The following is a 20,478-nucleotide window of genomic DNA, read 5'->3' as shown; positions in this document are numbered from 1 at the left end:
CCCGTCGCCGTGCCGCCTCTGTTCACGATGGCCTGCCAGGCGTACGACCGGATAGAGCCGCTGCGCACCGGAGAGGTCCGCGTCGCTGGTGCGCAGCTGAACTTCCTCGACCTGCCGGTGGAGGAGACGTTCTTCCGGATGCTGAGGTTCGCGGAGTTCGACATCGCCGAGATGTCGCTCTCGACCTACGTGCTGACCCTGGCCAAGGGAGCACCGTTCGTCGCGGTGCCCGTCTTCCCCTCGCGGGCGTTCCGGCACAGCGCCGTGTACGTCCGGAGAGACTCGCCGATCACCGACCCGGCGGACCTTGCGGGCGGCACGGTAGGCGTTCCCGAGTACCAGATCACCGCGGCGGTGTGGGTGCGCGGCATCCTGGCGGAACACTACGGGCTGCCGGTGGAGTCCGTGCGCTACCGCACGGGCGGCCTTGATACGCCCGGTCGCGAGGAGAAGCTGGAGCTGAGCCTGCCGCCCGCGATCGACGTGCGGCCGATCGGCAAGAAGGAGACGCTGTCGCGGCTGCTGCTCGACGGCGCGCTCGACGCCGTCTACAGCGCCCGCAACCCCGGACCGTTCAACACCCCCGACGGTGGCGGGCTCAGGCGGCTGTTCCCGGATCCGGAGGCCGCCGAGCGCGGCTACCACGACCGCACGGGCATCTTCCCGATCATGCACACGCTCGTGCTGCGGCGCGACGTCTACGAACGACACCGGTGGCTGGCCCGTGAGCTGGTGAAGGCGTGTGAGCGGGCCAAGGCGGCAGCGCTGTCCGGGCTCGGCGAGACGGCGGCGCTGCGGTACGGGCTGCCGTGGCTGTGGGCAGAGGTGGAGCGCACCCGGGCGGCGCTGGGCGAGGAGTGGTGGCCGTACGGGTTCGAGCCGAACCGCGCCACGCTGGACACGTTCCTGCGCTACTCCCACGCGCAGGGGCTGGCCGAGCGCCGGTACGAACCAGAGGAGCTGTTCGCGCCGGAGACACTGGAGGAGGTCATCGTGTGACAGTGGGGGATGTGGCGCCGGGTCGGCTAGGCTTTCTGCTGTGAAGAACTCTTCTGCGGCCGACTCGGTGGTGCTGGGCCCGCGGCCCCAGTACCCCATCGAGTCCGTCGACAACGCGCTGAGGATATTGCTGCTGCTGGGGGAGCGCAGTGAGCTACGGCTCACGGAGGTCGCCGAGTACCTCGGCGTCGCCTCGTCGACGGCCCACCGGCTGCTCGCGATGCTGCACTACCGTGGCTTCATCCGGCAGGACCGCCGCTCCAAGGCGTACGTGCCGGGTACCGCGCTGACCGGGGTCGCGTTCTCGATCCTGCAGCAGTTCGACGTGCGGCAGACGCTCCGGCCGTTCCTGGAGGAGCTCCGCGACGAGACCGGGGAGACCGTCCACGTCGCCACGCTCGACGGCACCACGGTGCGGTTCATCGACGCCATCGAGAGTCCCCGCGCGGTGCGTGTCGCCTCGAGGCTGGGAAGGTCGATGCCCGCCAACTGCACGTCGACGGGCAAGGCGATGCTGGCGTCGCTGTCCACCGAGCGCCTGCACCAGCTCTACCCGGAGGAGGAGTTGCCCGGCCTGACCGAGCACTCGATCCGCAGCAGGGCCGCGCTGGAGCGTGAGATCGCCGGGATCCGGCGCCGCGGCTACGCGACGAGCTCCGAGGAGAGCGAGGAGGGCGTGTCGTCGGTGTCCGTGGCGTTCCCCGCCGAGCATTCGGCGCTGCGGCTGTCGTTCAACACGGCGATGCCGGTGAGCCGCGTCAAGCGGGCCGACATCAAGCGTATCGCCGAGCTCATGCGGTCCACGGTCGACCGGGCGGCGGCACTACTGCACTAGCAGCATCCACAGTGGAGTCATCGAGCGGGACGCCGACGATCCGCAGCGCCGCGCTCGACGGCCGCCGCGCTCGCGAGTCGTGCGTTCCCGACCGCGAGTCGTGCGTTCCCGACCGCGAGTCGTGCTCTCGAGTGCACGACTCGCAGTTCTGAGTGCACGACTCGCGGTCCTGAGTGCACGACTCGCGGGTCGTCAGGACCGGGCCGACAGCGAGATCGGCTCCGCGCCCGTGGGCGCGCCACAGCAGCCGCCCTCCTCGGCCGGCTCGTCGAACACGCCCGCGCCGCCGCAGACCCCGGTCTCCGGCAGCACCAGCTCGACGCGTTCGGCGGCCTCCCGGTCGCCCGCGAGCGCGGCGGCGATGCTGCGCACCTGCTCGTACCCGGTCAGCGCGAGGAACGTCGGCGCCCGGCCGTAGCTCTTCATCCCGGCCAGGTACACGCCGGGCTCGGGCTGCGCCAGTTCCCTGACACCGTGCGGGTACACCGTGCCGCACGAATGCACGTTCGGGTCGATCAGCGGAGCCAGCGCGACCGGGGCCTGCAGCGTCGCGTCGAGGTCGAGCCGCAGCTCCGACAGCCACGACAGATCGGGGCGGAAGCCGGTGAGCGCGACCACCTCGTCGACGGCCTCGATCCGGTGACCCGCCTCCGAGACCAGCGTGAGTGTGCCGTCCGAACCGGACTCCACGGCTGCGGTGCGGAAGCCGGTGACCACGCGGATCGCGCCGCCGGCCACGGCCTCGCGGGCGCGCATGCCCAGCGCGCCGCGGGCGGGCAGCTGGTCGGCCGCACCGCCGCCGAAGGCGTCGCCCACCGTGCCGCGCCGCAGCGCCCAGCTGACCCGTGTGGCCGGGTGCTCCCCGGCGAGCCCGGCGAACGCGACCAGCGCGGTGAGCGCCGAATGCCCGCTTCCGGCCACGACGACGTGCCTGCCCGCGTAGCGGTCCCGCAGGGCCGTGTCGGTGAGATCCGGTACGCGGTAGGCGATCCGGCCTGCCGCGGCGCGTTCGCCGAGCGCCGGCAATCCGTCGCCGCCGAGCGGGTTCGGGCTTCCCCACGTACCCGAGGCGTCGACGAGGGCTCGCGCGGTGATCCGCTGCTCGCGACCGTCGGACCGGCGGACGTGGACCGTGAGCGGCTCGGTCTCCCGCCCGGCGTCGACCAGGCGGTCGCGGCCACGCCGTGCCACGCCGGTCACCTCGGTGCCGAAGCGCACCCGCCCGCCGAGCGCCGCGGCCAGCGGGCGCAGGTACCGCTCGGCCCACTCCCGTCCGGTCGGATAGGTGCCGTCCGGCCGCTGCCAGCCCGTGGGCTCGAGCAGTCTCAGGGCGGCGGGGGCGAGGAGTTCCGGCCACGGCGAGAACAGCCGCACGTGCTGCCACTCCGCGACCGCCTCGCCCGCCGAGAGGCCCCGTTCCAGCACCAGCGGTTCGAGGCCGCGTTCCCGCAACTCGGCTGCCGCGGCGAGCCCGACCGGGCCGGCGCCGACCACCACGACCGGCAATGTGCCACTCATATCCGGATCCCCTTTCCATCGATGACTCTCGATGAAGTTGTGAGGGAATCTATCGATGGAGCTCGATTGACGCAAGAGTCGTGCCTCGCCGATAATCAGCGGTATGACGATCACGGCGCCCGTGCCGCGGCTGCTCGCCGACCAGGAGGCCGCGACCTACGCGGACTGGTTCTCCTGCCTCGCCGACCCGACGCGAGTGAGGCTCCTGCACGCCGTCGCCACGACGCCCGGCGGCAGCACGGTCGGCGCGCTGACCGGGCGACTCGGCATCAGCCAGTCCACCTGCTCCCACCACGTGCGCAAGCTCGCCGACCTCGGTTTCGTGCGGCTGCACAAGGAAGGCACCGCCACCAAGGTCGTCGTGAACGAGGCCTGCTGCACCGGACTGCCACACGCCGCCGACGTCGTGATGGGCACCGTCACCGCGCCGCCGTGCTGTCCCGCGGACCCGCCCGCCGACGTGCGCGTGCGCGCGCTCGAGCCAGGGGACTGGGCCGACGTCCGGCGCATCTACGGCGAGGGCATCGCCACGGGGGTCGCGACGTTCGAGACGAACGTGCCGAGCCGCGCCTCCCTCGACGCGCGCTGGCTGCCCGGGCACCGCTGGGTCGCCGAGCTCGACGGACGGGTCGCGGGCTGGGCGGCGCTGAGCCCCGTTTCGGCGCGCGACTGCTACACGGGGGTCGCCGAGAGCTCCGTCTACGTCGGGGCCGGACAGCGGGGCCGCGGCGTGGGCAAGGCACTGCTGCGGCAGCAGGTGATCGAAGCCGACAACGCGGGGCTGTGGACGCTGCAGGCGTCGATCCTCGCGGACAACCGCACCGGCATCGGGCTGCACCACTCCGCGGGCTATCGCACGGTGGGCATCCGCGAGCGCATCGCCAAGGTCGGCGACACCTGGCACGACACCGTGCTGCTCGAGCGGCGCGCGGGAGCGGTCGCCCGGTGCGAGGACTGCGCCTGAGTCAGACCGAGGACGTGGCCGGCAGGCAGTCGAGGAACGCGGCGACAAGCGGGTTGGCCTCGTCGGACCACACGGCGTGGACGTCCAGTACGGGGACCGGGTCGTAGAGGGCCACCGCTGTCGTCCGCGTCCCGCCGAGTCCGCCCCGCGCCGCCGAGGCGAACCCGACGACGGGCCTGACCGCGGCGAGGATCGCGGTGGCGCCCGGATCGTCGACCTCCTCGGCGATCGTGAGCCGGATGCCGCTCGCCCGGGCGGCGGTGACGATCGTGTCGTACATCGCGGCCGACTGCGCGCGGCGGAACAGCACACACGGTTCCCCGGCCAGCTCGCTGAACGGCACCCGGTCCCGGCCGGCCCAGCGGTGCTGGTGGCCGACGACCGCCACCAGCGGCACGCGCAGGAGCCTCCGGCTGTGCAGCGAGGTGGAGCTCGGTTTGCCGTAGACCATGGCGAGGTCGAGCCTGCCCTCCGTGAGCGCGGCGAGTTGCGGGCCGGTGCGCAGCTCGCGCATCTCCACGTCGATCGCGGGATGGCGGCGGTCCAGCTCGGCGAGCGCGGCGGGCAGGACGCGCTGGCCGGCGGGGAAGTTGTAGCCGACCCGCAGGGTTCCCGCCCTGCCCGCGGCGGCGGCGCGTGCTGCCTGTCCCGCCTGCTCGACCTTGGCGATGATGTCCCGCGCGAGGTCGAGGAAGGCGTGGCCCGCGGGGGTGAGGCGGACCTCGTGGGAGTTGCGGGCCACCAGCTCTGCGCCGACGGAACGTTCAAGCCTGCGCAGGTGCTGGGACAGCGAGGGCTGCGCCAGGTGCAGCCGGGCCGCGGCTCGGCCGAAGTGCAGTTCCTCGGCGAGAGCGAGGAAGGAGATCAGATGCCGCAACTCCACGCGCGCACGGTATCCCCGGTGGGCGAGCAGCCGGTGAACGCCGGACGTCGGGGTGGCGGCTGTGAGGTCTTTCTCTCGGGACTTCCAGCCCTTGCGGCGGGCCGGGCGGGCCGCGAGACTCGGGCTTCGCGTGTGGCCGCCGGGGGGAGGGAGCGGGTCGGGTGCCATGGTGGAGGCGTTGAGGGGGAGCCGCCTGCGGCAGTCGCAGGTCGAGCAGCAGATCCGGGACCTGGAAGCGCGGCTGGTGCGGGAACAGGACCGGGTGCCCGCTCAGGTGGTGCACGACTGGGTGGAACGGGCGCGGGCGCGGTTCGCGCGGGCCCGTGTCCTGACGTTCGTGCCGATCCTGGTCGAACGAGCCGTGCGCGCGGAGTTCAGAGCTGTCGCGCCGGGGGCTTCCTCGGGAGAACGGCTCGCGGTCTGGGCGCGGCGGACTGCCAGGGACATCCTCGCCGTCGAGCTGCCCCGCCGCTGGGCCCACACGCAAGGCGTTGCCGAACGCGCCGAGGAGGTCGCGCGTGTGCTGCCCTCCGACGAGGCCGACGTGCTCGTGGCGTCGGCGTGGCTGCATGACATCGGCTACGCGAGCGCGCTGAACGTGCTGGGGTTCCACCAGCTCGACGGCGCCCGGTTCCTGGCCGAGCACGGAGTGCCCCGGCGGGTGTGCGCACTGGTGGCGCACCACGCGGGAGCCGCCGCGGTGGCTGAGCTCGTGGGCCTGGGCCCGCGGCTCGCGGAGTTCGACGACGAGCAGGGGCCGGTGCGCGACGCGCTGTGGTACGCGGACATGACCACGGGCCCGGACGGTGCGCGGGTGTCGTTCGCCGAGCGGATGGCCGAGTTGCGTGGACGCAGGGGCCCGGAGGACCCGGTGGTGCGGGCGCTCGCCGTCAACGGCGCCGAGCGCGCGGCGGCGGTGCGCAGGACCGAGCAGCTGCTGAGCCGCTACGCGGTACCGGCGTAACTCCTCGATCACCCGGAGCGCGGCACGCGGAGGCACGCGACGGCGACGATGCCGGCCGCCACGATCCCGCCCAGCGCGAGCAGGCTCAACCACATGCCGTGGGAGAACGCCTCCTGCGCGGCGTCGACGAGCCGTCCGCCCTCCGGGCCGGACCGTTCCGCGACGGCCAGCGCGCCCGCGAGCGAGCCGTCCGCCGCCTGCCGCGCGGCCTCGGGCAGCGCCTCCGTCGACGGCCGCACCGACGAGGTGTAGGTCGCCGACAGCACGCTCCCGGCGAGCGCGATGCCCAGCGCCGCGCCGACCTCCCGTGTCGCGTCGTTCACCGCCGAGGCCACGCCGTACTTGCCGGGCGGCACGTTGTCCAGGATCGCGCTCGTGGCGGCCGGTGCGGTGAGCCCGAGACCACCGCCCAACACGCACACCGCCACCGCCAGTGCCGGGTAGCCGCTGTCCGGCCCGAGCCTGCCGAGCAGCACCATCCCGGCGACCACGATCGAGAGCCCGACGCAGGTCACGGCGAGCAGCCCGAACCGGCGGGCCAGGTGGGCCGACGCGAGCGACAGCGGGAACAGCGACACCGCGATCGGCCACAGCACCAGTCCCGAGTCCAGCGGCGAGTAGCCCTGTACGAGCTGCAGGTACTGCGCCAGCGCGAACAGGGCGCCGAACGCGGCCGTGAACTGCACGGTCACCGACACCGAGCCGGTGGCGAAGGCGCGGTTGGTGAAGAGCCTGACGTCCAGCAGCGGAGCTGGGTGCCGTGTCTCGAACCACGCGAACAGCACCCCCAGCAGGAGCCCGGCCGCCAGGGCGACGTGCACCTCGGCGTGCGCCCAGCCGAGGTCCGCCGCGCGCAGGATGCCGAAGACCAGCGACCCCACCGCGAGGGCGCTGAGCACGGCGCCGACCGTGTCGAAGGTGTGCGTGACCTCCTCGCGTGACGTCGGCACCGTGGCTGACGCGACCGCCATCAGCACGGCCAGCACCGCGGGCCCGAGGAATACGGACTGCCACGAGAAGTGCTGGAGCAGCAGGCCCGCGACGATCAGCCCGCCGAGGCCGCCGATGCCCGCGACGGCGGCCCAGATGCCGATGGCCCGCCCGCGGCGGTCCGCCCGGAAGCTCGCGTTGATGATCGAGAGCGTCGCGGGCATGATCATCGCCGCGCCCAGCCCGGTGACGGCCCTGGCCGCGATCAGCCACGCGGGTGAGTCGCCGACCAGCGGTGCGGCGCAACCCAGTGCGAACACGACCAGGCCGATGATCAGCACGCCCCGGCGGCCGTAGCGGTCGCCGAGCGCCCCCGCCGGGAGCACGAGCGCCGCCAGCACCAGCGTGTAGACGTCGACGATCCAGGTCTGCTGCGCCTGGCTCACGCCGGTGTCGGCGGCGAGGGCGGGCAGCGCGGTGTTGACGATCGTGACCATCGCGATGACCAGGCCCACGGCCGAGCACATCAGGCCGACCGTCCATGCCCGGCGCCCGGCGGACAGTGCGGGAACCCCGGCGGTACCTACCGTCATCGCACCTCGTTTCGGGCGAGAAACGAAACTGCCGGTATCGTAGCAGGACCAGCGGTTCTGTAGAGCGTCGTCGGTGACTACCAGGAGAATGCGTCCGTGACCACCCACCACACCGAGCACCGGGACCCCCGGCTCGACCGGTCCCGCGCGGCGATCCTGGCCGCGGCCGTGGCGCTGCTGTCCGAGGGCGGGGTGCGACAGGTGACGATCGACGCCGTCACGGCCCGCAGCGGCGTCGCCCGGTCCACGCTGTACCGCCACTTCCCGAACAACACCGAGCTGCTCGCGGCGGCGTTCCAGCAGCTGCTGCCCCCGCTGCGGCCGCCATCGGCGAACGGATCCCCGCGCGAGCGCCTGCTGCGGCTCGTGCGAGCGCAGGCCCGGCAGATCGAGCAGGCGCCGACGCTCGCGGCCGTGGTGTGGATGACGACGATCGGGCTTTCCGCCGACACGCCGGCCGACGCCGCCGAGCGCACGCGGCTCGCCGCGCTGCGCGAGCACATCGTGACCAACTACCGCAGCCCGTTCGACACGGTGCTCACCGCATGCCTCGGAGCCGGGGGCCGGCCGGACGACGACGAGATCGACGCCGCGGCCGCCCAGCTCGTCGGCCCGCTGTTGTTCAACACGCTCATCACCAGGCGGCCCAACGACCCGGCGTTCTGCGCCCGCCTTGTGGACGATTTCCTTGTGAATCACGGCTGAGTGTCGATCCGGCCGGTGCCCGTTCGTATCGGAGGTGAACGGGGTTCCCCGATACCGAAGGAGCGGACACGATGACCGAGGTACTGCTGAGCGGCCTGCGGATCGGCGAGTCGGCACGCTGGCACGAGGGCAGGCTGTGGCTGTCCAACTGGGGCACCGGCGAGGTGCTGGCCGTCGGCCTGGACGGCGCGGCCGAGGTGATGGCCACGGTGCCGACCACGCTGCCGTTCTCGATCGACTGGCTGCCCGACGGGCGCCTGCTGGTGGTCGCCGGGCCCGAGCAGCGGTTGCTGCGCCAGGAGCCGGACGGTTCGCTCGTGGACCACGCCGATCTGAGCGGGCTTCCCGGCGGGCTCAACGAGATCGTCGTGGACGGCCGGGGCCGCGGCTACGTCAACGGCGGCGCGGACTTCCACCCCGCGGAGGGCGAGGCGCCCGGGTTCATCGCGCTGGTCACGCCGGAGGGGGAGGTGCGCGAGGTGGCCGACGGGATCGCGTTCCCCAACGGGATGGTGGTCACCCCGGACGGCGGGACGCTGGTCATCGCGGAGTCCTTCGCCGGCACGCTGACCGCGTTCGACATCGGCGAGGACGGCGGACTGGCGAACCGGCGGGTGTGGGCCCCGGTGCCCGGTGACGGCATGGTGCTCGATGCCGAGGGGGCGATCTGGACCCCGGGCTGGGGCGCGAGCGGACCCGCCTGCGTGCGGGTCGCCGAAGGGGGTGCGGTGCTGGAGACTGTCCCGCTCGAACACGCCGGGTTCGCGTGCGCGCTCGGCGGCGAGGACGGTCGCACGCTGTTCGTGCTCACGGCGGACTGGCGCATGACCGACGGGTTCGAGGAGAACCTCGAACGGCTGCTCACCGGCCCCGCGACCGGCCGCGTGCTCACCGCCCGCGCGCCGGCGCCGCACGCGGGGCACCCCTGACGCTCGCGTCCCCGGCCAAGTTCGTGTTACCGTTGGTAACTGTAAATCGCGGTAACAGGAAAACGTCGCCAGGGAGCAACGATGACCAGCGTCGACACCACCCAGCACGCCGACACGCCCGACGCCGGCCGCCAGGCGGTCGCCCGGCGGTTGCTGGACTCGTCGGAGACGTTGTCCTACGACCCCGTGACGGAGGTCGACTGGGAGACCCCGCTCGACACGAGCTACCACGGCGCGAGCCCGGAGTGGAGCACGCTGTACGGCACGTCCTACTGGGCGGAGATGACGCCCGAGCAGCAGCGTGAGCTCACCCGCCAGGAGGCCGCGTCGGTGGCGAGCACCGGCATCTGGTTCGAGATGATCCTGCAGCAGATGGTGCTCAGGGACTTCTATGCGAAGGACCCGACCGACCCCGCGTTCCAGTGGGCGCTCACCGAGATCGCCGACGAGTGCCGCCACTCGATCATGTTCGCGCGCGGCGCCGCGAAGCTGCGCGCGCCCGCCTACCGGCCGCGCCGCCTGGCCGTGGAGCTCGGCCGCTTCTTCAAGACCACCGCCACGGGAGAGGCCGCCTACGCCGCGATCCTCGTCGCGGAGGAGGTCCTCGACGTCATGCAGCGCGACTGGATGCGTGACGAGCGCGTGGTGCCGTTCGTGCGCACCATCAACAACATCCACGTGGTGGAGGAGTCGCGGCACATGAAGTTCGCGCGCGAGGAGACCCGCGAGCGGCTGAAGGGCGTCGGCAGGCTGCGCAGGCAGTACAACGCGCTCGTGGTCTCCATCGCCGCGTACTTCATCGTCAGCAGCATGGTGAATCCCAGGGTCTACGCCAACGCGGGGCTCGACACGAAGCGGGCGCTGCGCGAGGCGAAGGCCAACGAGCACCACAAGTCGATGCTGCGGTCGAGCTGCTCCGGGCTGATGGAGTTCCTCGATTCCGCCGGGCTGCTCACCAAGGCGTCGATGCGCTGGTACCAGCGCGCCAACCTCATCTGAATCATGGCCTTCGCGATCACCCAGACGTGCTGCAACGACGCCTCGTGTGTGGCGGTCTGCCCCGTCAACTGCATCCACCCGACGCCGGACGAGCCGGACTTCGGCAACACCGAGATGCTGTACGTCGACCCGCGCGCCTGCATCGACTGCGGTGCCTGTGCCGACGCGTGCCCGGTCGACGCGATCTTCCCGGTGGACGCGCTGACCGGCCCGTTCACGGCGTACGCCGGGATCAACGCCGGCTACTATGCGGACCGCCACCCGGTCGCCGAGGCCGCCGATCCGGCGCCGAACTTCCACGCGTGGAACCCGCGGGTGTTCACCCGCACCATCCCGAGCGACCTGGCGCCGCTCGACATCGCGGTGGTGGGCACCGGGCCCGCGGGGATGTACGCCGTCGAGGACCTGCTGCTGCACACCAACGCGCACGTGACGCTGATCGACCGCCTGCCCGTCGCCGGTGGCCTGATCCGGTACGGCGTCGCGCCCGACCATCCGTCGACGAAGAAGATCGGCGAGACCTTCGCGCGGTTCCACCCGCACCCGCGGCTGCGGCTGCGCCTCGGGGTCGAGGTGGGCAGGGACGTCACCGCCGACGAGCTGGCCTCGCGGCACGACGCGGTGATCTACGCCGTGGGCGCCTCGTCGGCGCGCAGCCTCGGCCTTCCCGGCGAGGACCTCCCCGGCAGCGTCGCGGCGACCTCGGTGGTCGCCTGGTACAACGGGCATCCCGACGCGCCGCCGGACGTGCTCGACCTCGCGGCCGAGCGCGTCGTGGTGATCGGCAACGGCAATGTGGCGCTCGACGTGGCCCGGATACTGACCACGGACCCGGACGAGCTGGCGGGCACCTCGATCGCATCGGAGGCGCTGGACCGGCTGCGGTCGAGCAAGGTCCGTGAAGTCGTGCTGCTCGGGCGCAGGGGGCCCGACGCGGCCGCTTTCACCCGGCCGGAGCTGCTCGCGCTGACCGAGCGGGACGATCTCGACCTCGTCGTCGACGACCACGACGCGCGCACGGCGGAGGCGATCGACGCGGCGGAGCCCTCCGGCAAGGCCGGCCTGCTGCGGGCGGCCACGCGGGAGGCCGTCGACTGGTCCGCCGCGCCGCCGGACGGACGGCGGCGCATCGTGTTCCGGTTCCACTCCGCCCCGATGGAGATCGTCGGCGACGCCCAGGTGCGCGGGCTTCGCGTCACCGGACCGGGCGACGACGTGGAGATCGCGACGGGACACGTCGTGCGGGCGGTCGGCTACCGGGGAACGCCGGTGCCCGGACTGCCCTTCGACACCGGCAGCGGCACGATCCCGCATTCCGGCGGGCGCGTGGAGGGGCGGCCGGGAACCTATGTCGTCGGCTGGATCAAGCGCGGTCCCTCCGGGGGCATCGGCGCCAACAAGGCGTGCGCGAACGAGACCGTGGGGACGCTGCTCGACGATGTGGTGGCCGGCAGGTTGCGCCCGGCCCGCAGGCGGGCGTCGCCGCTCGCCCGGCTCCTTCGTCGCGGCTGAACGTCGTGCGGCGGCGGTGATTTTCCGTCCTGACGCACATTCCGTGGTGTCCACACGGGATGGTCCAGGCGATGATCAGCGCCCTCGGGCACTGGGTTAGCATCACCCGGCCGTGTGACAGCACGGTTTTCGCCGCTACTGGGGGTCTTCTCATGCGCCCGAGATGGGTGATCGCTGTCGTCGCCGCGCCTGCGCTCGCGCTCGTTCCCGTTCCGTCCGCCGCCGCGCCTGCCCCCGCGCCGGTGACGCCGGAGATCGAGACGGTGCCGTTGTCGTCCGCTCGCGGCCTCACCCGGGCCGCCGACGTGCGGGAACTGCGCAGTGAGAACCCGTTCGCGCTGGCCGCGGCCCGCTGGAGCGGCGCCGCGCCCGACGTGCTCGACGTACGCGCCCAGGCCACAGACGGCACGTGGGGTGACTGGGTGACGCTGGAGGCCGTGGACGGACGCGGCGGCGTGCGGGCGAGCGAACCGGTGTGGCTCGGCGACTCGACCGCGCTTCGGGTGCGCGCCGAACGGGGCGGTGCCCCCGTCGACGCCGCCGAACTGTCCATTGTGCTCATCGATCCGGGTGACGGCGGCACGGTCGCCACGCGTGCCGCCGCCGCGGACGTCGCACAGCCTCCCGTGATCAACCGCGCCGCATGGGGCGCCGACGAGACGATCCGCACCAACTGCTTCGCGCAGCAGGGAATCGGCGTCGAGTACAGCCCCACGGTCAAGGCCGCCACGATCCACCACACGGCGGGCACGAACGACTACACCGCGGCCGACTCGGCGCGCATCGTGCGCGGAATCTACGCCTACCACGCGCAGGACCTCGGCTGGTGCGACATCGGCTACAACGTCCTCGTCGACAAGTACGGCCAGATCTTCGAGGGCCGCTTCGGCGGCCTCGACAAGCCCGTCTGGGGCGCGCACGCCGGCGGTTTCAACAAGTTCACCGTGGGCATGTCGATGCTCGGCACGTTCACCGACGTGGCGCCCACGCCCGAGCAGCTGGAGTCGGTGTCCCGGTTCCTGGCATGGAAACTCGCCCGCGGCTACCGCGATCCGAACGGGACGGTCACGCTCGTGTCGGGCGGCGGCGGAACCGCGAGGTACCCGGAGGGCACCGAGGTCGAGCTACCGACCATCTACGGGCACCGCGACGTCGGCTACACCGAGTGCCCGGGGGAGCTCGGCTACCAGCAGCTGCCCGCCGTCCGGCAGCGGGTCACCGAGCTGATGGCCGGCTGGGACACCAGCCCGGTGTACCAGCGCTGGCAGGCCGCGGGCGCCGACGCCGGGGCGCTCGGCGGCGTGTACGAGCTGGAGCGGTCCGCCGCGAACGGCGGGCTGCGGACCACGTTCGCGAGCGGAGCCGGCTCGGTGTACTGGTCCGAGGGCACCGGTGCCCGCATCATCGGCGGCGCGATCCGCGACACCTGGGCCGCGTACGGCAGCGAGGCCGGGCACCTCGGCTACCCGAGGACCGACGAGCTCGCCACCCCGGACAACGTCGGCCGCTACAACCACTTCGCCGGGGCGGGCGGCTCGATCTACTGGACGCCGTCGACCGGAGCCCACGAGATCCGCGGCTCCATCAAGACCGCGTGGGGCCAGCTCGGCTGGGAGCGCGGGCCGCTGAAGTACCCGACCACCGACGAACGCGGCACCCCCGACGGCCGGGGCCGCTACAACCACTTCCAGAACGGCTCGATCTACTGGACGTCCGGCACCGGCGCACAGGCGATCTACGGTGCGATCAAATCCAAGTGGGCGCAGCTCGGGTGGGAACGTGGCCCGCTCGGCTACCCGAAGACCAGCGAGCAGCAGACGCCCGACGGCCGGGGCCGCTACAACCACTTCGAGGGCGGCTCGATCTACTGGACGTCCGCGACGGGCGCCCACGAGATCCGCGGCGCCATCAAGACGAAGTGGGCGCAGCTCGGCTGGGAGCGGTCGTTCCTCGGCTACCCGACGAGTGACGAGTTCGCCATCTCCGGTGGCCGTCGCAGCAACTTCGAGCACGGCTACATCACGTGGAACGCCGCGACCGGCGTGACCACGGCGCGCTCGTACTGACCTCGCGGCCGGCGCGGGCGTACCATCGGCGGTGCCGGGCGGGGTGACGCCCGGCCTGGGGACGGGAGCATCGGTATGGCGTGGAGTCCCGATCCGGAGCCGTCGACGGCGCGGCCGACGCTGGAGACCGAACGGTTGGTCCTGCGCGGCTGGCAGATGGACGACGCGCCGGCGGCGCTGTCCATCTATGGTCAGGCCGCGGTGGCGCGCTGGCTGAGCCCGGCGATGGACCTGGTGCCCGACCTTGCCGCGATGCGGCTGCTGCTGCAGCACTGGATCGCGGAGGCCGACAGGATGCCGCCGCCCGCGGGCCGCTGGGCCATCCAGCGCCGGGAAGACGGCCTGGTGGTGGGCGGCGCGATCCTGCTGCCGTTGCCGCCGGGCAATGAGGACTTCGAGATCGGCTGGCAGCTGCGTCCCGACCACTGGGGGCAGGGCTACGCGAGCGAGACCACCCACGCGCTGGCGCGGTGGGCGTTCAGCCACGACATCGACGAGATCTTCGCCGTCGTGCGCCCAGGCAACACGCGCGCTGCCGCGACCGTCCGCCGCAACGGCATGCAGTGGGTCGGGGAGACCGGTAAGTACTTCGGGCTCACGCTGCAGGTTTTCCGGCTCCGCCCCGCCGATCTCGACCAGGCCGTGCGCGGCAGCCTCCTCCCGGAACGCCCGCGCGAAGCCGAAATCGACTAGCTCCCGCGAGTCGTGCGCTCCGGTTCGCGAGTCGTGCGCTCCGGTCGGCGAGTTGTGCGCTCCGGTCGGCGAGTTGTGCGCTCCGGTCGGCGAGTTGTGCGCTCCGGTCGGCGGGCGCCCCGTCCCGAACGCACGACTCGCGTGCCCGAACGCACGACTCGCGTGCGGGAATGCACGACTCGCGTGCGGGAACGCACGACTCGCGCTGTTTTGAGCCAGTCCATTCTGGGTAGGCCGCGCGAATGCCGACTCGACGAGAGGCCGCCGCGCCCACCGACGACGTGGCGGGGCTGCTGCGAGCCGCGGGACTGCGGGTGACCGCTCCCCGGCGAGCGGTGCTGACCTGGCTCGAGCGACATCCGCACGCCACCGCCGACGCGATCCTCGCCGGCGTACGCGACGAGCTGGGCTCGGTGTCTCACCAGACCGTCTACGACGTGCTGCACGCCTGCGTCACGGCCGGGCTGGTGCGCTCGATCCAGCCTGCCGGGCACCCGGCCCGGTTCGAACGCCGCGTCGGCGACAACCACCACCACCTGGTCTGCCACGGGTGCGGCCGCACGGAGGACGTCGACTGCGTCACCGGTGCCGCGCCCTGCCTGGCACCCGCCGACGACCGCGGTTTCGGGATCGAGGAGGCCGAGGTCGTGTTCTGGGGGCTCTGCCCCGCCTGCACCGAGGAGAAGGAGAGACAGCGATGACCGAGCGGACTCGCCCGTTCACCACCACGGACGCCGGCATTCCCGCCGAGAGCGACGAGCATTCCCTGACCGCCGGGCCCGCCGGTCCGATCCTGCTCCAGGACGCCTACCTGATCGAGCAGATGGCCCAGTTCAACCGCGAGCGCATCCCGGAGCGCCAGCCGCACGCCAAGGGCAGCGGTGCGTTCGGCCGCTTCGAGGTCACGAACGACGTCAGCCGGTACACCAAGGCGGCCTTGTTCCAGCCCGGCGCGAAGACCGACCTGGTCGCCCGGTTCTCCACCGTCGCGGGGGAGCGCGGCAGCCCGGACACGTGGCGGGATCCTCGCGGCTTCGCGCTGAAGTTCTACACCTCCGAGGGCAACTACGACATGGTCGGCAACAACACGCCGGTCTTCTTCGTCAAGGACCCGATGAAGTTCCAGCACTTCATCCGGTCGCAGAAGCGCCGCGCCGACAACAACCTCCGCGACCACGACATGCAGTGGGACTTCTGGACGCTGTCGCCGGAGTCGGCGCACCAGGTGACGTGGCTGATGGGCGACCGCGGCATCCCGCGCACCTGGCGGCACATGAACGGCTACAGCTCGCACACGTACATGTGGGTGAACGCCGACGGCGAGCGGTTCTGGGTGAAGTACCACTTCAAGACCGACCAGGGCATCGAGTTCTTCACCCAGCACGAGGCCGACCAGATGGCCGCTGCGGACACCGACTACCACACCCGCGACCTGTTCGAGCACATCGCCGACGGCGACTTCCCGAGCTGGACACTCTACGTGCAGATCATGCCGTACGAGGACGCCGCGAACTACCGCTTCAACCCGTTCGACCTGACCAAGGTGTGGCCGCACGGCGACTACCCGCTGACCGAGGTCGGCCGCATGACGCTGGACCGCAACCCCACGGACAACCACGCCGAGATCGAGCAGGCCGCGTTCCAGCCGAACAACCTCGTGCCCGGCATCGGGCCCAGTCCGGACCGGATGCTGCTCGCCCGCCTGTTCTCCTACGCCGATGCGCACCGCTACCGGATCGGCGGGAACTACCAGCAGCTTCCGGTCAACGCGCCGGTCGTGCCGGTGAACACCTACTCGAAGGACGGGGCGATGGCGTACCGCACGACGACGGACCCGGTGTACGCGCCGAACTCCAAGGGCGGTCCGGCGGCCGACACCGAGCGGTACGGCAGCCCGCCCACCTGGGAGACCGACGGCCACATCGTCCGCTCCGCCTACGTCGACCACGCCGAGGACGACGACTGGGGCCAGCCCGGCACGATGGTCCGTGAGGTGCTGGACGACGCCGCCCGCGACCGGCTCGTCGACAACGTGGTGGGGCACCTGCTCAACGGCGTGTCGGAACCCGTGCTGGAGCGCGCCTTCGAGTACTGGCACAACATCGACAAGAACATCGGCGACCGGATCCGGGAAGGCGTGCGGGCCAAGCAGGACGAGAAGGACCCCAAGGCCGCCGAGCAGAGCAACCCGGCGCGCCGGGCGATGCAGGAGAAGGCCTGACCTCACCCGGGTGGGTTCGCTCGAACGCGTGGCCTTGCCCCGGCTGCCGTTTGGCGGCCTCGGGTGTGGACGCACCCTCCGCGTGGACGGCCGAGCAGCGGCCGCTGTCAACGAGGAGGTTCGCCGTGAACATGTTCGACAAGGCCAAGGAAGCTCTCGGTAAGAACCCGGACAAGGCCGAGCAGGGCATCGACAAGGCCTCCGACGCGGCGAAGGGCAAGTTCGGCGACCACGCCGACAAGATCGACCAGGGCGCCGACAAGGCGAAGGACTACCTGCGCGGCGGCGGAGGCGACCAGCAGGGCCAGCAAGAACAGCAGTAGCCGTCGGTCAGCGTCGCGCCTGCGAGGGCGCGACGCCGTAGCGCCGCCGGTACGCCGCGGCGAACCGGCTGGCGCTGGAGAAACCCCACCTGGCCGCCACGTCGCTGACCGTCAGCGACGGATCGGCGCGCAGGTCCGCGTCGGCGCGCTGCAGGCGGACCCCCACCAGGTACTCGGTCGGGCTGCGGCCGAGCCACTGGCGGAAGCCCTCCTGCAGCCGCCGCACGCTGGTGCCCGCCACGGTGGCCATCTCGCCCGCGGTCCACGGCCGCGCCGGATCGTCGTGCAGCTGGTCCACGACGCGCCTGATCGCGCGTGGCGCGGGCACGGGGCCGGCGCCCGCGTCGGGGCAGCCAGCGAGCAGGAAACCGGCGGCCACCGCGCCGGCGAGCTGCTCGCGCACCAGGTCGCAGTCGCCGAAGAGCTGGGGATCGTGCAGGTGCGTCGCGAGGCTCCCGATGAGCTGCCGCCACGCGCGGCCCCGGCCGTCGGCAAGGTCCAGCTGGTCGGGCAGGCCGCCGCGGACGGTCACGCGATCGCCGCCGAGCACGCGCTCGGCCTCGCGTTCGAGCCAGCCGCAGTCGAACTTCACCCCGAGCACCGTGCACGTCGCGTCCCAGTGGCTGATGAGCGACGGCGTGTCCGCGCGGAACACCGTGGCCTGGCCCGGCACGGAGGTCACCGGACCGTACCGGCCACGGCTCTCCAGATGCCCGGTCAGCGGCAGGTTGATCTCGTACGCGCCGGGGTAGTCGCACGCGATCCGGACGTCGGCGCCCCAGCCCACGTGGCCGACGAGCACCGGCCCCAGGTCGAGTGTGCGCAGAGTCAGGCGCGGGTCCCGGCCACCGCCGACCAGCCGCAGCTCGTGCGGGAAGTACGCCTCCGCCACCTCCCGGGACGCCTGGTCCCAGTCCCGGGGTGCGGCACCACGCCGTGCGCGCATGGCGGAGAGGATACCTGAGAGCCAGGTCACGAACTCGTCGCGCGATCCGTGCCGCCGCCGCGCGAAGCGTGTCGCCGGGGGCGCTCTCGCCCGCTTACCTTCCCGTCCATCCCGGACAACGACGTGGGAGGACCTGCGATGACGACGACCGAGCGGCCCGATCTGACCTGGCTGAACGACGTCACCATGACCGAGCTGGAGCGCAACCCGTACCAGGCGTACGAGCGGCTGCGGGCCGAGGCGCCACTGGCCTACGTGCCGGTGCTGGGCTCGTACGTCGCTTCCACCGCCGAGGTGTGCCGCGAGGTCGCCACGAGCCCCGACTTCGAGGCCGTGATCACGCCCGCGGGCGGGCGGACCTTCGGGCACCCGGCGATCATCGGGGTCAACGGCGACATCCACGCCGACCTGCGGTCGATGGTCGAGCCAGCCCTCCAGCCGGTCGAGGTGGACCGCTGGATCGAGGACCTCGTGCGCCCGATCGCCCGCCGCTACCTGGAGCGGTTCGAGAACGACGGCAGGGCGGAGCTGGTGGCGCAGTACTGCGAGCCCGTCAGCGTGCGCTCGCTCGGTGACCTCCTCGGCCTGCAGGACGTCGACTCCGACAAGCTCAGGGAGTGGTTCGCGAAGCTGAGCCGCTCGTTCACCAACGCCGCGGTGGACGAGAACGGCGAGTTCGCCAACCCGGAGGGCTTCGCGGAGGGCGACCAGGCGAAGGCCGAGATCCGCGCGATCGTCGACCCGCTGATCGACCGGTGGATCGAGCACCCGGACGACAGCGCGATCTCACACTGGCTGCACGACGGCATGCCCCCGGGGCAGACCCGCGATCGCGAGTACATCTACCCGACGATCTACGTCTACCTGCTCGGCGCGATGCAGGAGCCGGGGCACGGCATGGCCTCCACGCTCGTCGGCCTGTTCTCGCGGCCAGAGCAGCTGGAGGAGGTCGTGGACGACCCGGCGCTGATCCCGAGGGCGATCTCGGAGGGCCTGCGCTGGACCTCGCCCATCTGGTCGGCCACCGCGCGGATCTCCACCAAGCCGGTGACGATCGCGGGCGTCGACCTGCCCGAGGGCACCCCGGTGATGCTGTCGTACGGCTCGGCCAACCACGACACGGGGCAGTACGAGGCGCCGTCGACCTACGACCTGCACCGGCCCCCGCTGCCGCACCTCGCCTTCGGGGCGGGCAACCACGCCTGCGCGGGCATCTACTTCGCCAACCACGTCATGCGGATCGCGCTGGAGGAGCTGTTCGAGGCCATCCCGAACCTGGAGCGCGACACCCGCGAGGGTGTGGAGTTCTGGGGCTGGGGCTTCCGCGGCCCGACGAGCCTGCACGTCACGTGGGAGGTCTGAGATGACCTTCGCGGTGAGCGTCGGCGGCCGCCGGGTCGAGTGCGCCGCCGGCCAGACCCTGCTCGACGCGTGCCTGCGGGCCGGGGTGTGGATGCCGAACTCGTGCAACCAGGGCACGTGCGGGACGTGCAAGCTCACGGTGCTCTCCGGGGAGGTCGACCACGGCGCGTCCCCGCTCGACACGCTCACGGTGGAGGAGCGCGGCGCCGGCCTGGCCCTGGCCTGTCAGGCGCGCCCGCTCGGCGACGTCACCGTGGGCGGCGGAGCCGAGGGCCGCACGACGCACCCGCTGCGGGACCTGAGCGCCACGGTGCTGGAGGTCGCCGACATCGCCCGCGACACCCGGCGGGTGCTGCTGGGTCTGGCCGAGCCGCTGGCGTTCGAGGCGGGCCAGTACGTCGAGCTGGTGGTGCCGGGTTCGGGCGCGCGGCGACAGTACTCGCTGGCCAACACCGCCGACGAGGACAAGGTGCTCGAGTTGCACGTCCGGCGGGTGCCCGGCGGCGTCGCCACAGACGGCTGGCTCTTCGCGGGGCTGGCCGCGGGGGACACCGTGTCGGCGACCGGACCGCTCGGGGACTTCCACCTGCCCCCAGAGACCGAGGACGACGGCGGGCCGATGGTGCTCATCGGCGGCGGCACGGGCCTCGCCCCGCTGGTGGGTATCGCCAGGACGGCGCTGCGGCGCCAGCCCGGCCGGCAGGTGCTGCTCTACCACGGCGTGCGCGGCGCGGCGGACCTCTACGACCTGGAGCGCCTCGGCGAGCTGGCGGAGGAGCACCGGGGCTTCGAGTTCGTCCCCGTGCTGTCCGAGGAACCGGACCCGGCGTACCGCGGCGGCTTTCCCACCGACGCGTTCGTCGAGGACGTCGGCAGCGCGCGCGGGTGGTCGGGCTGGCTGTGCGGACCGCCGCCGATGGTGGAGGCCGGGGTGAAGGCGTTCAAGCGCCGCCGCATGGCTCCGCGGCACATCCACCGCGAGAAGTTCACCCCCGCCGACGCGCTGGGGTAGCCCGGTCGGCGACCCGGCGGCGGG

General features: G+C 72.3%; 19 protein-coding genes. 15 read left to right on the top strand and 4 right to left on the bottom strand.

Annotated features, from left to right (window positions below):
• The first annotated feature begins 9 nt into the window (after nt 1-9).
• Nucleotides 10-999 (top strand): ABC transporter substrate-binding protein, encoded by a 990-nt coding sequence (locus BA062_RS12370; protein WP_245959792.1) that lies wholly within the window; start codon nt 10-12, stop codon nt 997-999.
• 40 nt (nt 1,000-1,039) lie between these two features.
• A complete protein-coding gene (locus tag BA062_RS12365; RefSeq protein ID WP_110336185.1) occupies nt 1,040-1,834 on the top strand; it encodes an IclR family transcriptional regulator in 795 nt (264 codons plus the stop codon).
• Nucleotides 1,835-2,026: 192 nt separating this feature from the next.
• Here BA062_RS12365 and BA062_RS12360 read toward each other — a convergent pair whose 3' ends face one another.
• Nucleotides 2,027-3,352: an NAD(P)-binding domain-containing protein gene (locus BA062_RS12360; protein WP_110336184.1), complete on the bottom strand. Its 1,326-nt coding sequence runs from the start codon at nt 3,350-3,352 to the stop codon at nt 2,027-2,029.
• Nucleotides 3,353-3,455: 103 nt separating this feature from the next.
• On the opposite strand from BA062_RS12360, the gene BA062_RS12355 reads away from it, so the two are divergent.
• Nucleotides 3,456-4,316 carry a helix-turn-helix domain-containing GNAT family N-acetyltransferase gene (locus tag BA062_RS12355; RefSeq protein ID WP_110336183.1) on the top strand — a complete coding sequence of 287 codons (861 nt, stop codon included), beginning with the start codon at nt 3,456-3,458 and terminating at the stop codon, nt 4,314-4,316.
• 1 nt (nt 4,317) lies between these two features.
• On the opposite strand, the gene BA062_RS12350 is transcribed toward BA062_RS12355, so the two are convergent.
• Entirely contained in the window at nt 4,318-5,199 is an 882-nt protein-coding gene (locus BA062_RS12350; RefSeq protein ID WP_110336182.1) for a LysR family transcriptional regulator, read from the bottom strand.
• A gap of 178 nt (nt 5,200-5,377) precedes the next feature.
• On the opposite strand from BA062_RS12350, the gene BA062_RS12345 reads away from it, so the two are divergent.
• The gene (locus BA062_RS12345) at nt 5,378-6,163 is read left to right on the top strand and encodes an HD domain-containing protein (protein WP_425452897.1); all 786 of its coding nucleotides are present in this window, start codon (nt 5,378-5,380) and stop codon (nt 6,161-6,163) included.
• A gap of 8 nt (nt 6,164-6,171) precedes the next feature.
• Here BA062_RS12345 and BA062_RS12340 read toward each other — a convergent pair whose 3' ends face one another.
• Entirely contained in the window at nt 6,172-7,686 is a 1,515-nt protein-coding gene (locus BA062_RS12340) for an MFS transporter (protein ID WP_110336180.1), read from the bottom strand.
• Nucleotides 7,687-7,782: 96 nt separating this feature from the next.
• On the opposite strand from BA062_RS12340, the gene BA062_RS12335 reads away from it, so the two are divergent.
• The 9 genes from BA062_RS12335 (at nt 7,783) to BA062_RS12295 (ending at nt 17,134) form a co-directional block, all read left to right on the top strand.
• Nucleotides 7,783-8,391 carry a TetR/AcrR family transcriptional regulator gene (locus BA062_RS12335; protein WP_110336179.1) on the top strand — a complete coding sequence of 203 codons (609 nt, stop codon included), beginning with the start codon at nt 7,783-7,785 and terminating at the stop codon, nt 8,389-8,391.
• Nucleotides 8,392-8,462: 71 nt separating this feature from the next.
• A complete protein-coding gene (locus BA062_RS12330) occupies nt 8,463-9,320 on the top strand; it encodes an SMP-30/gluconolactonase/LRE family protein (RefSeq protein WP_110336178.1) in 858 nt (285 codons plus the stop codon).
• An 81-nt stretch (nt 9,321-9,401) separates the two neighbouring features.
• The gene (locus tag BA062_RS12325; protein ID WP_110336177.1) at nt 9,402-10,319 is read left to right on the top strand and encodes an AurF N-oxygenase family protein; all 918 of its coding nucleotides are present in this window, start codon (nt 9,402-9,404) and stop codon (nt 10,317-10,319) included.
• A gap of 3 nt (nt 10,320-10,322) precedes the next feature.
• Complete coding sequence (locus BA062_RS12320; RefSeq protein ID WP_110336176.1) at nt 10,323-11,831, top strand: FAD-dependent oxidoreductase; 1,509 nt, start codon at nt 10,323-10,325, stop codon at nt 11,829-11,831.
• Nucleotides 11,832-11,983: 152 nt separating this feature from the next.
• Nucleotides 11,984-13,897 carry an N-acetylmuramoyl-L-alanine amidase gene (locus tag BA062_RS12315; protein ID WP_110336175.1) on the top strand — a complete coding sequence of 638 codons (1,914 nt, stop codon included), beginning with the start codon at nt 11,984-11,986 and terminating at the stop codon, nt 13,895-13,897.
• Between the two features lie 75 nt (nt 13,898-13,972).
• On the top strand, nt 13,973-14,590 hold the full coding sequence (locus tag BA062_RS12310) for a GNAT family N-acetyltransferase (RefSeq protein WP_110336174.1): 618 nt from the start codon (nt 13,973-13,975) through the stop codon (nt 14,588-14,590).
• 242 nt (nt 14,591-14,832) lie between these two features.
• Complete coding sequence (locus BA062_RS12305) at nt 14,833-15,291, top strand: Fur family transcriptional regulator (protein WP_110336173.1); 459 nt, start codon at nt 14,833-14,835, stop codon at nt 15,289-15,291.
• The gene (locus tag BA062_RS12300; protein WP_110336172.1) at nt 15,288-16,811 is read left to right on the top strand and encodes a catalase; all 1,524 of its coding nucleotides are present in this window, start codon (nt 15,288-15,290) and stop codon (nt 16,809-16,811) included. Before BA062_RS12305 ends, BA062_RS12300 begins: the two co-directional genes overlap by 4 nt.
• A gap of 125 nt (nt 16,812-16,936) precedes the next feature.
• Entirely contained in the window at nt 16,937-17,134 is a 198-nt protein-coding gene (locus tag BA062_RS12295) for an antitoxin (protein WP_110336171.1), read from the top strand.
• 7 nt (nt 17,135-17,141) lie between these two features.
• Here BA062_RS12295 and BA062_RS12290 read toward each other — a convergent pair whose 3' ends face one another.
• Nucleotides 17,142-18,080 (bottom strand): AraC family transcriptional regulator, encoded by a 939-nt coding sequence (locus tag BA062_RS12290; RefSeq protein ID WP_110336170.1) that lies wholly within the window; start codon nt 18,078-18,080, stop codon nt 17,142-17,144.
• A gap of 138 nt (nt 18,081-18,218) precedes the next feature.
• On the opposite strand from BA062_RS12290, the gene BA062_RS12285 reads away from it, so the two are divergent.
• Nucleotides 18,219-19,442 (top strand): cytochrome P450, encoded by a 1,224-nt coding sequence (locus tag BA062_RS12285; RefSeq protein ID WP_110336169.1) that lies wholly within the window; start codon nt 18,219-18,221, stop codon nt 19,440-19,442.
• Between the two features lies 1 nt (nt 19,443).
• Nucleotides 19,444-20,454, top strand: a complete 1,011-nt coding sequence (locus BA062_RS12280) for a 2Fe-2S iron-sulfur cluster-binding protein (RefSeq protein ID WP_110336168.1) — start codon at nt 19,444-19,446, stop codon at nt 20,452-20,454.
• Nucleotides 20,455-20,478 lie beyond the last annotated feature (24 nt).

Source organism: Prauserella flavalba (genome assembly GCF_003202235.1).
In the GTDB taxonomy this organism is placed as follows: domain Bacteria; phylum Actinomycetota; class Actinomycetes; order Mycobacteriales; family Pseudonocardiaceae; genus Prauserella_A; species Prauserella_A flavalba.
The sequence above is the reverse complement of the archived record's forward strand: the minus strand, read 5'-3'. Positions and strand labels throughout refer to the sequence as shown.